This window comes from Krasilnikoviella flava, assembly GCF_900167525.1.
Classification (GTDB): Bacteria; Actinomycetota; Actinomycetes; order Actinomycetales; family Cellulomonadaceae; genus Isoptericola; species Isoptericola flavus.
On record NZ_FUZQ01000008.1, the window covers coordinates 125,886 to 139,406 of the forward strand.

General features: G+C 74.2%; 12 protein-coding genes. 4 read left to right on the forward strand and 8 right to left on the reverse strand.

Annotation, left to right across the window (positions count from 1 at the left end):
- The first annotated feature begins 6 nt into the window (after nucleotides 1-6).
- Nucleotides 7-540: a PH domain-containing protein gene (locus tag B5Y66_RS20460; RefSeq protein WP_079576469.1), complete on the forward strand. Its 534-nt coding sequence runs from the start codon at nucleotides 7-9 to the stop codon at nucleotides 538-540.
- Nucleotides 541-570: 30 nt separating this feature from the next.
- Here the strand turns inward: B5Y66_RS20460 and B5Y66_RS23080 are convergent, their stop codons facing one another.
- The 3 genes from B5Y66_RS23080 to B5Y66_RS20470 form a co-directional block, all read right to left on the reverse strand.
- Complete coding sequence (locus B5Y66_RS23080; protein WP_245807259.1) at nucleotides 571-1,314, reverse strand: metallophosphoesterase family protein; 744 nt, start codon at nucleotides 1,312-1,314, stop codon at nucleotides 571-573.
- The gene (locus B5Y66_RS23085) at nucleotides 1,278-1,814 is read right to left on the reverse strand and encodes a metallophosphoesterase (protein ID WP_245807260.1); all 537 of its coding nucleotides are present in this window, start codon (nucleotides 1,812-1,814) and stop codon (nucleotides 1,278-1,280) included. Before B5Y66_RS23085 ends, B5Y66_RS23080 begins: the two co-directional genes overlap by 37 nt.
- A gap of 111 nt (nucleotides 1,815-1,925) precedes the next feature.
- Entirely contained in the window at nucleotides 1,926-3,794 is a 1,869-nt protein-coding gene (locus tag B5Y66_RS20470) for an HNH endonuclease signature motif containing protein (RefSeq protein ID WP_079576470.1), read from the reverse strand.
- Between the two features lie 289 nt (nucleotides 3,795-4,083).
- Here B5Y66_RS20470 and B5Y66_RS20475 point away from each other — a divergent pair, with 289 nt between their 5' ends.
- Nucleotides 4,084-5,229 carry a hypothetical protein gene (locus B5Y66_RS20475; RefSeq protein ID WP_079576471.1) on the forward strand — a complete coding sequence of 382 codons (1,146 nt, stop codon included), beginning with the start codon at nucleotides 4,084-4,086 and terminating at the stop codon, nucleotides 5,227-5,229.
- Here B5Y66_RS20475 and B5Y66_RS20480 read toward each other — a convergent pair.
- Entirely contained in the window at nucleotides 5,183-5,845 is a 663-nt protein-coding gene (locus B5Y66_RS20480) for an MOSC domain-containing protein (protein WP_079576472.1), read from the reverse strand. The two genes, B5Y66_RS20475 and B5Y66_RS20480, sit on opposite strands and share 47 nt — an antisense overlap.
- 68 nt (nucleotides 5,846-5,913) lie before the next feature.
- On the opposite strand from B5Y66_RS20480, the gene B5Y66_RS20485 reads away from it, so the two are divergent.
- Nucleotides 5,914-7,194 carry an NAD(P)/FAD-dependent oxidoreductase gene (locus B5Y66_RS20485; protein ID WP_079576673.1) on the forward strand — a complete coding sequence of 427 codons (1,281 nt, stop codon included), beginning with the start codon at nucleotides 5,914-5,916 and terminating at the stop codon, nucleotides 7,192-7,194.
- A gap of 56 nt (nucleotides 7,195-7,250) precedes the next feature.
- Here the strand turns inward: B5Y66_RS20485 and B5Y66_RS20490 are convergent, their stop codons facing one another.
- From B5Y66_RS20490 to B5Y66_RS20505, 4 genes are all read right to left on the reverse strand, one after another.
- Complete coding sequence (locus B5Y66_RS20490; RefSeq protein WP_245807261.1) at nucleotides 7,251-8,666, reverse strand: amino acid permease; 1,416 nt, start codon at nucleotides 8,664-8,666, stop codon at nucleotides 7,251-7,253.
- Between the two features lie 87 nt (nucleotides 8,667-8,753).
- Nucleotides 8,754-10,409 (reverse strand): ABC transporter permease, encoded by a 1,656-nt coding sequence (locus B5Y66_RS20495; protein ID WP_079576473.1) that lies wholly within the window; start codon nucleotides 10,407-10,409, stop codon nucleotides 8,754-8,756.
- Nucleotides 10,406-11,407, reverse strand: a complete 1,002-nt coding sequence (locus B5Y66_RS20500) for an ABC transporter ATP-binding protein (protein ID WP_079576474.1) — start codon at nucleotides 11,405-11,407, stop codon at nucleotides 10,406-10,408. The genes B5Y66_RS20495 and B5Y66_RS20500 overlap by 4 nt, the downstream gene beginning before the upstream one ends.
- Nucleotides 11,404-12,147 (reverse strand): TetR/AcrR family transcriptional regulator, encoded by a 744-nt coding sequence (locus B5Y66_RS20505; RefSeq protein ID WP_079576475.1) that lies wholly within the window; start codon nucleotides 12,145-12,147, stop codon nucleotides 11,404-11,406. The genes B5Y66_RS20500 and B5Y66_RS20505 overlap by 4 nt, the downstream gene beginning before the upstream one ends.
- Nucleotides 12,148-12,221: 74 nt before the next feature.
- Here B5Y66_RS20505 and B5Y66_RS20510 point away from each other — a divergent pair, with 74 nt between their 5' ends.
- Entirely contained in the window at nucleotides 12,222-13,490 is a 1,269-nt protein-coding gene (locus B5Y66_RS20510; protein ID WP_079576476.1) for an APC family permease, read from the forward strand.
- Nucleotides 13,491-13,521: the final 31 nt, after the last annotated feature.

Here is a 13,521-nt window from a genome sequence, read left to right on the forward strand (position 1 = left end):
TGCGGCATGGCGCTGAACCAGGACGACCTCATCGACGGTGAGCGCGTGGTCATGGACCTGCACGAGCACGCCAAGGCCGTGATCTGGCCGTTCCTGCTCCTGCTCGTGCTCCTCGTCGCCGCCGCGTTCTCGTTCGTCGTCCCCATGGACGACGTGGTCCGCTGGATCGTGCTCGGTGTGCTCGCCGTCGTCGCCGTCGTCTGGGTGCTCGTGCCGTGGCTGAAGTGGCGCACCACCTCGTGGACCGTCACCACCAAGCGGATCGCCATGCGCTCCGGCATCGTCACGCGCGTGGGCCGTGACATCCCGCTCTACCGCATCAACGACATCGCGCTCGAGAAGGACCTCCTGGACCGGATGCTCGGCTGCGGCACCCTGCAGGTCTCGGACGCCACCGAGAAGGCCGGCATGATGCTGCGCGACGTGCCCCGCGTCGAGCGGGTCCAGGTGCAGCTGCAGGAGCTGCTGCACAGCGCCGACGACGGCTCGGACGACGGCGAGTGGCCGCCGTCCGAACCCTCGCGCGGCCGCCGGCGCTGAGCCGGCACAGCCTGCCGTCGAAGACTCCCGTCAGCCTCTGCCGTCCGGCAGCGGGAGCGGCTCGATCCACTGGTCGTCAGCCGTGAGGTCGATGCCGAACTCCGACGCGAACCGCATGGTCGTACCGGCCAGCACCCCGTCCACCGACTCGTCGAGCCGGTAGACGCGCGCACCCCGCAGTCGGTTGCGTTCCGCGCCGCTCAGGCCGTACGTGCCGAACCCGGTGTTGCCGGAGTAGCCCAGCAGCACCCCGTAGTAGTTCCCCGAGTACGTGTTCACATGGTCGTGGCCGCAGAAGATGCCCCGGACGTCGCCCCGGTGCTGCACCGCCGAGAACAGGCCTGAGTTGAACGGTCCCGGGCACTCCTCCTCGTTGCGCTCCCCCACGATCTGGTGCCGCCCGGCGCCGCGATCGTGGTCCGCGGCGGTGCGGCCGTCGACGGAGCCGAACCACATGAACCGGTACTCCCACAGGGGGATGTGGATGAACATCAGCGACGGGATCGCGCGGCGGTAGCGCCGCTCCAGCTCGACCGACGTGCGGTAGTACCAGTCCACCTGGTCCATCCGCACCCAGTCCCACGTCGGGTAGCCGGTGAGGTCCTGCCCGTCGATCGTGCCGGGCGCGTACCGGCCGGAGTCGAGCAGCCACACGTTGAACGCCGGCCGCCCGTTCGTGCCGTCGATCAGCAGGTGCGAGTTGCCCTGCCCCGTCACGCCCTTGGCGGTCGGGCCGTTCACGTTGTGGCGGTAGGAGCGGTAGAACGCGAGCATCTGCGCCTCGTCCACCCCGCTGCTGGGCGTCGAGTCTCGTCATGGTTGCCGAACGTGATCGCCCACGGGATCTGCCGCTCCTCCATCGGCTGGGCCACGTTGTTCATCGCCTGCCGCATCTCGAGCGGGGTGTCGCAGCCGCCCGTGATGTTGTCGCCGTTGAGGATCACCAGGTCCGGCCGCTCGTCGTCGAGCACCGCGCGCATGAGCTCCAGCGTGCGGCGGTCGATCTTCTCGTCGTCCTGGGTGTCGTTGAACTGCACGATCGTGTAGGTGCCGTCCGCACGGAACCGCAGTCTCGGCGAACGACCGCGCGAAGCGGACGCCGCCTCCGTCGCGGCGGGCGCCGCCACGGCCGACGACGCGCCCGCCACGGCGGTGCCCGCCGCGCCCAGGCCTGTGAGTGTCATGAAGGTACGCCGCCCCAGGCCGGACGCCGTCGCGTCGGTGCTCTCGTCGGGGCGGGCGGGTTCGTCGTGCTCGGTCCGATGCTCGCTCATGTCCCCGGAACGTAGGGCCGGGCGGGAACCACGGGCAGGACGCGCGGTGAACCCCTCGTGGACAGATCCCGAACTCGACGAGCAGGCCCACGGGAGGGGGCCGGGGCACGCTCAGAAGGGTGGCGGCCCGTCGCCGTCCTGTCGGCGGCCGGGGCCGGGGGCCGGCCCGTCGCGCCGCGCCGACGTCACGCGCGGGTCCTGCGGCACCGGGTCACGGGCGAACCGGTGAGCCGTGGGCGCGGTCCACGTGGTGCCGCCGGTGGACGGGTCGCGAGCCACCGCCCACCCGCCGACCGTCTTGGCGCGGTGATGGGTGCGGCACAGGGCGTGCAGGTTGGCGCCGTGGGTCTGCGGGGCGTCGCGGGTGGGGTCGAACGGCTCCACGTGGTCGAGGTCGCACGACGCGGCCGGCACGCGGCAGCCGGGGAACGTGCACGTGACGTCTCGCGCGACGACGGCCGCGCGCAGCGCCTCGCCGGGGCGGTAGGTGCGGGACGAGACGTCCGTCAGCACCCCGCTCTCCGGATCGGTGAACAGCCGCTGCCAGACGGCGTCCGGGTCGGACGCGAGGGCCCGCGCCATCGAGGCGGGGATCGGACCGTGGCCGGCCAGGATCGCCGGCAGGTCTTCGGAGCCCAGCAGGGTCGACGCTGCCACGGACACCCGGATACCCGCGCGCGACCGCGAGCGCGGCCGGGACGAAGCCTCGCCGCCCGCGGCGATCCGCCCGGGGACGTACTGCCCCGTGACGTGCTGCCCTGGGACGGACGGGCAGAGGGCGGAAGGGCCGGGGGCCGACGGTCCAGGGAGGGACGGGCCGGGGGCCGACGGTCCAGGGAGGGACGGGCCGGGGGCGAGCCGTCCGGTGGCGAGCGCGGTGAACGCGTCTGCGCGGCACTCGCCGAGGCGACGCGTCTCGCCGGGCGCGCGGCGCATGGCGAGGCCGACGTCGTCGATCGCGGCGAACGCCCGTGCGGCGTCGTCCGCCGGCAGGTAGGCGGTGAGGTAGGCCATCGCGTCGTCCACCGGCTCGAGCCTGACGTACCGCTCGGCGCGCGCGGCCCGGTGCCGGTCCTCCGCGCCGCCCGGGTCGACCTCGATCTCCGCCCGGCGCATGTGCGCACGGAGCTGCGGCGCGGTGAGGTGCTCGGCGTCGGACAGCACCCCGGCGACGGCCTCGCGGCGCAGGTGGTCGGGCATCCGGCCCGCGTCGACCAGTGCCTCCGCCTTGCGCCGGTCGACGACGCCCGAGGCGAGGGCGTCCGCCACCTCCGGCAGCCGGGACGTGCCGTGCGCCACCGTGACGAGCTGCGCCGCCGCGTGGCGGGTCAGGCCGAGCCTCGCCGCCACGGCATCGGCCACGAACTCGTGCCGCGACGACCCGCGGGTGCGCTCCAGCATCTCCGCCAGCACGCGCGCGGACCCCGCCTGTGCCCAGGAAGCCACCCGCTCCCAGGCTGCCAGCACCTCGAGGATCGTGAAGTCGTCCAGCTCCGCCTCGTCCAGCGACGCCAGCGTGCTCGCGAGGTCCGGGCCCGGCGACAGAGCGTCCAGCACGGCGAGGAGCGGACGGTCGGCACCGCGCCCCTCCCGGACCTCGACCGGCAACGTCGGGGGCGAGGTCGGGGCGGAGGTCGGGGCGGAGGTCGGGGCCGAAGATGAGGTCCCGAGCACATCACCGTCGAGCACACCACCGGCGAGCACACCACCGGCGAGCACCGCACCATCGAGCGCCGCACCAGCCGGCGACCAGCGCACGTCGACGAGACGACCGCCGTCGGCGTCCTCGGCGATGTCGTCCCCGAGAGGGCCTTCGAGTGCTCGTTCGAGAATCGTCGCGCGCACCGCCGTGACGTGCGGTGCGCGCGACGTGTAGAGCTCCGGCGCGACCGGGGCACAGGCCGCGCCGGAGCCGAGTGCCCGAGGACGACGGTGCCCGGCCGCGGGCGGGGCGGCTCGGGCTCCGTCGTCTTCGAACATGTGTTCGAGAGTAGCGTCCCTGACCTGGCCCCACAAGGGCAGACGCGTGTCGAAGGAGCAGGTCTGCGCCGCCCGCCCGCGGCGGGCGTGGCGTCACGTGGGGCACAGCCGATGTCGCCTCACCGACCGCGGTGCCCCGGCGGCGGTGTCCCGGCCGCGGTGTCCCGACCGCGGTGAGCGCACGACGGTCCCGTGCACGGGGGACACCGTTCCCCCGTCCGGGTGAGGCCACGGGCACGGGTCCGGCGGGAGCGTGGGAGCACACGCACCCCACCACCGGAGGCACCCGATGACCAGCCCGCCCGTCCACCACGACACCGTGACGACGCCCGCCGGCCCGGCGGCGTCGACGTGGGGCCGGCGCCTCGCCGGCGCCGCGCTCGGCGCCTCCGCCGCGACGGCGGCCCTGCTCGGCCTCTTCGTGGCCCGGCCCGCGATCGACCCGTTCCGCGAGGAGGAGAACTCCCTCGGGCACGCCCTCCTGCCCGGCCTGCCGCTCAGCTGGCTGCTGCTCGCGGTGGCGCTCTTCGGCGCCGCGACGGCTGCCGTCGTGCTCGCCACCGGGCGGCAGCCCTGGCGGGTCGTCGCGCCGGTCACCGTCGTCGAGGTCCTCGCGTTCGGGATCCTCGCCCAGGGCTCCGGGACGCTGAGCGTCGCCGGCTACCTCGTCGCCCTCGCGGTGCCGGTCCTCGCCGTGTGGGCGGGGGTGCAGGTGTTCCGCCACCGCCCCGCCTGGCGGCTCACGGTGCTCCTCGCGGCCGTGGCCGCCGTCGTCGGCATCGTCGTCGCCCAGGACGCCTTCGGCACCTGGATCAACGGCATCGCGGCAGGGTTCGCGCGCGAACGGTGGGGCCTGCTCGCCGTGCTGCTGCCGCTCGCGACGGCGTCGGCCTGGGCCGGCCTGGCCCTGATGGCCGCCTGGCGACGCGGGTCCTTGCGCCGGGCCACCGTCTGGGTGACGCGGCACCGCACGCTGTTCACGGTCGTCGCGGCGCTCGGCCCCCTGCCCTACGCGCTCGCCCGTCTCACCTGGCTGACGCCGTGGCCGCAGCTCGCCACGGGCGAGGCCCTGCCCCTCGCCGTCCGCATCCAGGGTCTGTCGCTCTCGTCCGGCGCGTGGCTCGGCATCGTCCTCACGCTCGGCCTGATCCTGCCGTGGGGCGAACGCCTGCCGCGCTGGTTCGGCCGCCGCGCCGGGCAGCCGGTGCCGCCGGCCGCCGCCATCGTGCCGGGCGGGATCGTCGCCGTCATGCTCTGCGGCGCCGCCGTCCCCATGATCGTCATGATGGGGTGGACCGCGGCCCTGTACTTCCCCGCGTGGTTCTGGGGCCCGGCGCTCGCCCTCGCCGTCTGGGGGTACGCCGGGCACCGGTACGGGGTCGGGCCGGTCAGCGATCCAGGACCTGCTGCGCCCGCTCCCGCATCTCGTCGCTGAGCCGCAGCTCGCCGTCGTCGTGGGCCACGACCAGCGCCTTCGCGACGTCGGCGAGCACGGCCGCGCCGTCGAGCCGGTTGAACGCCCCGAACCAGTCCGTGAGGGTGACGCCGTGCGTCGGCCGGTGCACCACCTCGACGACGTCCCCCGCGCCCAGGTCGCCGTTCTCCACGACGCGCAGGTACGCGCCCGTGCGGTTCGCCTGCGTGAACCGGCGCACCCAGCGGGGCGGCGAGTCGAGGCGACGGGCGAACGTCTGGCACGGCGTGCGGGGCTGCGTCACCTCGAGGAGGGCGGTGCCCACGCGCCAGCGCTCCCCGACCACCGCCCGGCTCACCTCGAGGCCGCGGGTGCGCAGGTTCTCGCCGAACAGCCCGGGCGTGATCTCGTAGCCCAGCTCGGCGCCCCACACCTCCGCGTCCTCCTGGGAGTAGGCGTAGACCGCCTGGTCGAGGCCGCCGTGGTTGGCACGGTCCGCCTGCACGTCGGCGTACAGCCCGTACGGGCGGGCCTTCACCCGGCCGTCGACGGGGCGCTTGTCGATGGCGGTGACGCCGACCGTGCCGGCATCGGGCAGGAGGGCGAACACGCGGCAGACGGCGAGGAGCTCGGGCACGGCAGCATCCTCTCAGGCCGAGCCCGGTCATCCGGTCTCAGGGCGATCCGTCGCCTACCGTGGTGCCCGTGAGCGAGCGCACCGACCTTCCCCATGTCGTCGTCGTCGGAGGAGGGTTCGGCGGCCTCGCGGTGGTGAAGGCCCTCGCGAAGGCCCCCGTCCGCGTCACCCTCGTGGAGCGGCGGGTCTACAACACCTTCCAGCCGCTGCTGTACCAGGTCGCCACGGGCGGGCTGAACCCCGGCGACGTCACCTACTGGCTGCGCGGGCTGCGGCTGAAGCAGAAGAACCTGCGGGTGCTGCACGAGCACCTGGTCGGCATCGACCACGACGCCCGCGCCATCCGGCTCGCCAACGACGAGCAGGTCTCCTTCGACTACCTCGTCCTGGCCAACGGCGTCACGGTGAACTTCTTCGACACCCCGGGCGCCAAGGAGAACGCGCTCGGCATGTACTCCCGCTCGCAGGCGCTGCGGATCCGCGACCAGCTCTTCATCCGGCTGGAGCGCTCGGCGTTCACCCGGGACTCCGACGACGGCCTGCGCGTGGTCGTCGTGGGCGGAGGCGCCACCGGGGTCGAGGTCGCGGGGGCGCTCGCCGAGCTGCGTACCGCCGGGCTCGCGCCCGCCTATCCCGAGATCCACGGCGACGCGTTCGAGATCACCGTCGTCCAGCGCGGCGCCGAGCTGCTCAAGTCGTTCCACCCGAGCCTGCGCGAGTACGCCGCGAAGGAGCTGGGGCACCGCGGGGTCAAGCTGCACCTGGGCGCGGGCGTCGCGGAGGTGCGGCCGGACGCCGTCATCCTCACCGACGGCACCCGCATCCGCGCCGACCTGACGGTGTGGTCCGCCGGCGTGGGGCCGCACCCCGAGGTGGACGACTGGGACGTGCCCCGCCGCAACGGCGGGCGCATCGCCGTCGGCGCAGACCTGCAGGTCGAGGGGCGGCCCGGGGTCTTCGCGATCGGCGACATCGCCGAGTCGCCCGACTGGCAGCCGCAGCTGGCCCAGCCGGCCATCCAGGGCGGCCAGCAGGTGGCGCGCAACATCCTCGCGCTCCTCGAGGGCCGGGCCACCGGCTCGCTGCAGTACCACGACAAGGGCACGATGGCGGTCATCGGCCGACGCGCCGCGATCGCCGAGATCACGCTGCCCGTGACGTCCAAGAAGCTGCGGCTCACCGCCGGGCTCGCCTGGCTGGTGTGGCTGTTCGTGCACATCATGTCGCTCGTCGGGCCCCGCAACCGCGTCACGACGCTCGCCGGCCTCGTGACCCGGTACGGGTTCCCGTTCCACCGCCGCCCGATCCCGATCGTCGGCGACGTGCCCACGATCCGGCCGTCGAAGTAGCCCCGCCGGTCGAGCTCGTCGAGGTCTCGACAGGCTCGACCGGCGGAGAGACAGGCTCAACCAGCGGTGCGACGCACCCGGCGCATGACCGCGTAGACGGCGAGGATCACCACGACCAGGCCGGCGGTCGCGACGAGCTGGGCGCGCGCCGCGGGGTCGGACAGCATGAGCCCGGCGAGCGCGACCAGGCCCGCGAGCGTGACCCAGGTGAGGTACGGGTAGCCCCACATGCGCAGCCGCATCGGCTCGCCGGAGCGCTCGGCGTCGGCCTCGAGACGTGGGCGCAGGCGCAGCTGCGACACCGTGATGAGCAGCCACACGACGAACAGCGCGGAGCCGACGGCGTTGAGCAGGATCGTGAGGATCTGCGCGGGGAGCAGCCAGTTGAGGCCCACCGCGACGACACCGAAGAACACGGACACCAGCACGGCCACCCACGGCACGTCGCGTCGGGAGACGCGCCTCGTGGCGGCGGGGGCGTCGTCGCGCTGGCCGAGGGAGAAGAGCATCCGCGACGTGCCGTAGACGTTCGCGTTGAAGGCGCTGAGGAGCGCCAGCACCACGACGACCTCCATGAGCCGCGCCCCGCCCTCGAACCCGGCCATCTGCAGCACCGAGACGAACGGGGAGGCCAGCCGCGCGGCGTCGTCCCAGGCGATGAGCGCGACGATGATCGCCACCGAGCCCACGTAGAACAGCAGGATGCGCCACACGATGGTCCGGGTGGCGCGCGCGACGGCGGTGCGCGGGTCGCGCGCCTCGGCGGCCGCGATCGCCACGATCTCGATGCCGCCGAAAGCGAAGACCACGGTGAGCAGGCCGGCCGCGATCCCGGCCCAGCCGGCTGGGGCGAAGCCGCCGTGCGCGGCCCAGTAGCCGAGCACGCTGCCCGACACGGGGACGATGCCGAGCACGATCAGCACGCCCACCACGAGGAAGGCGAGGATGGCGGCCACCTTGATCGCCGCGAACCAGAACTCGGACTCGCCGAACTGCCGCACGCCCACCAGGTTGATGCCGCCCAGCACCACCACGACCACGGCCGCCACCGCCCACTGCGGCACGTCCGGCCACCAGCCGCTGACGATGCCCGCGACGCCGGTCACCTCCACGCCCAGCACCATGATCAGGGTGAACCAGTACAGCCAGCCCAGCAGGAACCCGGCCCAGCGGCCGAGCGCCGCCTCCGCGTACACGGAGAACGAGCCGGACGCGGGCAGCGCCGACGCCATCTCGGCGAGCATCCGCATCACGAGGACGACGAGCGCGCCCGCGATGGCGTAGCTGACGAGGACGGCGGGGCCGGCGGTCGCCACGCCGACGCCGGCCCCGAGGAACAGGCCGGCGCCGATCGCGGACCCGAGCCCCATCATCGTGAGGTGGCGGGTGCGCAGGCCGTGCGCGAGCTGGGCGTCGTGGCCCGCGCCGGGCTGCTCGCTCGCCGTCGTGCCGGGATCGGTGGGGGGTGTCACGGCCGACCACGCTAACCCGCCCCCGCGAGTTGTCAGAACCACGCCGGGGTCGAGGCCCACGTGGCTCTGACAACTTGCGAGGGTGCGCTACTTCGTCGCGACATCCCGACGGCGGAAGCCGGCGAACGCGAGCACGAACAGCACGAGCGCGACGGCGCACAGCCCGCCCACGTGCACCCAGTCGACGCCGGCGGTGAGCGGGTCGGGCACCCACCAGAACGGCGAGATCCGCCGCGCCCAGTCGGGCAGGTGGAACAGGTCGGCGAACAGCGCCACGACGATCGTGTACTCGAGCAGGAGCCACACCAGCGAGGTCGCCTTGGGGATCCACGCGAACAGCGCCGCCGCGAGGCCCACGAACACCGCGAGCGCCGGGAGGAACAGCAGCCCGGCCTCGGTGACCTCGCCGAAGGTGACGTCCTCGGTGCCGGCGACCGCCGCACCACCCGCGAGCGCGAGCACGCCGGTGACGAGCACGACGACGGTGCCGGCGGACGTCACACCGAGGTTCGCGCCGAGCCACCGGGCGCGGGAGACCGGCGTCGCAAGGGCGTACTCCGCCCGCCCGGCGTCCTCCTCCGTCTTGGCGCGCAGGGCCGCGACGATGCCGTACGCGGCCGCCCCGAGCGCGGCGTACAGCACGATGATGCCGACGAACGCCTTGGTCACCTCGCCGCTGCCCAGCACGCTCGCGTACACGGGGTTGTTCGCCAGAGACTCGGTCATGGCGCCGACCTGGTTGACGATCGTGCCGGTGGCGAACCACATGAACGCCAGCCCGAGGGCGGTCCACAGGAGTGCCATGCGCTGCTGCAGCCAGACCAGCGCGGCGGGGGTGCGCAGGCTGGGCAGGGCGTCGGCGCGGCCGGGGCGGTCGGGCACGAGCCCGGCGCCGAAGTCGCGGCGCGAGGCCAGCGTCGACGCCACGAACAGCAGCACGACGATGACGACGGCGCCGAGGGCGGCGGGCCACCAGCGCAGGTCGACATACGCGCGCATCTGCTGCGCCCACGCGATCGGGGACAGCCACGACACCCAGCTGCCGTGCTGCTCCTGCATGTCGCCGATGGTCCGCAGCGTGAACGCGGCGCCGAGCGCCGCCATCGAGAGCCCGGTGGCTCCGCGGGAGTGCTCCGTCACCTGGGACGCGACCAGCGCGATCGCGCCGAACGTCATCGCGCTCATGGCGACGCCGAGCGACATCGCGACCGAGTCGACGGCCTCGAGCCCGGCCCCCACCAGCACCGCGGACGACAGCGCGGCGACCACCACGTTGACGAGCAGCACCACCACCAGCGCGGCGACCACGGGGGCGTGCCGGCCGACGGCGGCCGCGCGCACCAGCTCGGACCGGCTGGACTCCTCCTCCGCCCGGGTGTGCCGCACCACCTGCAGGATGCTCATCACCGCGAGCGCGAGCACCATCCACAGCACGAGCTCGTTCGAGACGGCAGCGCCGACGGTGTAGTCGTCGGTGCCGTACCCCGGGCCGGTCATGGACACCATCGCGGGCGTCTGCACCAGGGCGGCGCGGGCCTGCATGCCCTCCGGGTCGTCCGCCATCGCCGTGTACTCGCCGAGGGAGGCGAGGTAGAGCGCGGGGATCGCCAGGGACCAGACGAGCAGGCGCACGCGGTCGCGGCGCAGGATGAACCGCACCAGGCTCCACGTGCCGGTCAGGGTGGTCCCGCCCCGGGCGGCGGGGGCCGACGCGAGCGGCGGGGCGGCGGTGACGGCACTCATTGCGCACCTGCCCGGCTGCTCGCGGCGTGCTTGCCCGCGCCGTCCGCTCCGTCCCCGCTCGTGGGCACGCCGTCCGCGGCGAGCTCGTCGCCGTAGTGCCGCATGAACAGCTCCTCCAGCGACGGCGGCTGCGCGGTGAAGGAGTGCACGCCCAGGGCGCTGATCGCGGGCAGCACACGGCCCATCTCGGAGTTGTCGACGTCGAACGTCACGCGCGTGCCGGCACCGTTCGACGTCGTGGCCAGGTCGTGCACGCCCGCCATCGCGGCGATCGGCGACGGGTCGCCGTCGACGACGGCGGTGACGGCCGAGCGCGTGAGGTGGCGCAGGTCGTCCAGGGTGCCGGACTCCACGGCACGGCCGCCCCGGATGATCGTCACGGTGTCGCAGACCTTCTCGACCTCGGACAGGATGTGGCTGCTCAGCAGCACCGACGTGCCGGCGGCCTTGGCCTCGCGCACGTGCTCGGTGAACACGGCCTCCATCAGCGGGTCGAGGCCGGAGGTCGGCTCGTCGAGCACCAGCAGGTCGACCTGGGACACGAACGCCGCGACGAGCGCGACCTTCTGCCGGTTGCCCTTGGAGTAGGTGCGGGCTTTCTTGGTGGGGTCGAGCTCGAACCGCTCGAGCAGCTCGGCCTTGCGCCTCTTGTCCGGCTTGCCGCGCAGCCGGGCGAGGTAGTCGATGGCCTCGCCTCCGGTGAGGTTGGGCCACAGGCTCACGTCGCCGGGCACGTAGGCCAGACGCCGGTGCAGCGCGACGGCGTCGCGCCAGGGGTCGCCGCCGAGCAGGCGGGCGCTGCCCGAGTCGGAGCGCAGCAGCCCCAGCAGCACCCGGATGGCGGTGGACTTCCCGGCGCCGTTCGGGCCGAGGAAGCCGGCCACCTGGCCGGTCTCGACGGTCAGGTCCAGGCCGTCGAGCGCCTGGACGGAGCCGAAGGCCTTGCGCAGGTCGTGGACCTCGACCGCGGGGGTCGTGGATGAAGCCGTGGTGGTCATGGTTCCTCTTCGTCGTCGTGGGGGGTTCCGTCGGCGGGGGGCTGGTCGCCCGGCGGCGGGTCCGGCACGTACAGGAGGTAGTCGTCGAGCATCCGACGGGTGGTGAGGAAGCCCTCGGTGAAGAGCTCGAGCATCGGGAGGTACAGCTCGTCCATGAAGCGGCGCATAGCCGCCGTGACGTCCTCGGGGTCGTGCGGGGGGTCGAGCGTGACCGACAGGAGCATCGCGCCGAGGGACGAGTAGATGAGGTAGCGCACGCGCGCGGCTTCGTCGCGGCTCGGCGTCACGACGCCGTCGCGCACCGCCTCGGAGATGTACTCCTCGGCGTCGGCGATCATGTGCTCGGTGAACTCACGGCCCACGACGCCGCCCGCCTGCAGGGAGCGCAGCACGTAGCCCACGAGCGGTGCGTACTGGTCCGCCCCGGCGAGCACCTGTAGCAGGGTGCCGCCCCCCGCGACCCGCCCGATGGAGTCGCGCTTGACGTCGCGGATCCAGGCGAGGACGTGCTCGTCGCACGCGGCGTGCAGCTTGTCCTTGGACCCGAAGTGGTGGATGACGAGCGCCGGGCTCACCCCGGCGTCGGACGCGATCGACCGGACGGACGCGCCGAACCCGGACCGGGCGAAGCGGCGCATCGCGACGTCGAGGATCCGGCCGCGCGTGCTGCCGTCGGGCTTCGGCACGAGCGGCTCGCGGGCCTCGGCCGGCTTCTCGGCGGCGACATCGACTGAACGCATGTTCAACAGACTAAACACGCGTTCAGCCGCCCCGCAAGACCCGGAGGGGCCCCGGGGCGCGGCAGGATCGACCCGTGACCCAGCTCGCGCGCCGCCTCGGCACGACGGACGCCGTCGTGATCGGGCTGTCCTCGATGATCGGGGCCGGCGTCTTCGCCGCCTTCTCCCCCGCCGCCGCGGCCGTGCTGCCCGCCGGGACCGGCGCCGCGCTGCTCGTCGCCCTCGGCGTCGCGGCCGTCGTCGCGTACGGCAACGCCACGTCGTCCGCGCAGCTCGCGGCGCAGTACCCGGCCTCGGGCGGCACGTACGTGTACGGCCGCGAGCGCCTCGGCCCCTGGTGGGGCTACCTCGCCGGCTGGGGGTTCGTGGTCGGCAAGACGGCGAGCTGCGCGGCGATGGCCCTGACGTTCGCCGCCTACGCCGCCCCGCCCGGGTGGGAGCGGCCGCTGGCGGCGCTCGCCGTCGTCGCGCTCGCGGCCGTCAACTACCGCGGGGTCACGCGCACCGCGCGGCTCGCCCGGTGGATCGTCGTCGTAGTGCTGCTGGCCCTGGCGGTGTGGACGACGGTCGCGTGGGTCGGCGCGCCGCCGGTCGAGCTCCTGGTCTCGGCAGGCTCGACCACCGGGAGCGGCTCGACCGGTGGGGTCGACGTCGTCTACGGGGTGCTGCAGGCCGCGGGGCTGCTGTTCTTCGCGTTCGCCGGGTACGCGCGCGTGGCGACGCTCGGCGAGGAGGTGCGCGACCCGGCCCGCAGCATCCCGCGCGCGATCGTCGTCGCGCTGGGCGGCGCCGCGGTCGTCTACGCCGTCGTCGCGGTGACGCTGCTCGCCGTGCTCGGCCTCGCGGGGACGGCGGCGACCCCGGCGCCGCTGGCGGCCGCGGTCACCGGCACCCCGTGGGCCGGGGCGGTGGTGCGCGTCGGCGCGGCCGCCGCGTCGCTCGGGGCGCTGCTCGCCCTGGTCGCGGGCGTGGGCCGCACCACCCTGGCGATGGCGCGCGAGGGCGACCTGCCGCGGCCCCTCGCCGCCGTGCACCCCCGGTTCCAGGTGCCGCACCGGGCGGAGGTGGCGGTCGCCGTCGTCGTGGTCGCGCTGGTGCTCACCGTGGACCTGCGCGGCGCGATCGGGTTCTCGTCGTTCGGGGTGCTCGTGTACTACGCGGTGGCGAACGTCGCGGCCTGGACGCAGACCGGCACCCACCGCCGCTACCCGCGGGCGCTGCAGGCGGTGGGCCTGGTCGGCTGCGTCGCGCTGTGCGCCACGCTGCCGGTGGCCGCGGCGCTCGCCGGCGCCGGCGTGCTCGCCGTCGGGCTGCTCCTGCGGTGGGTGCGCGTGTCACGATGACCACGTGCGCGCCTGGTCCCTCGGCCGCGCG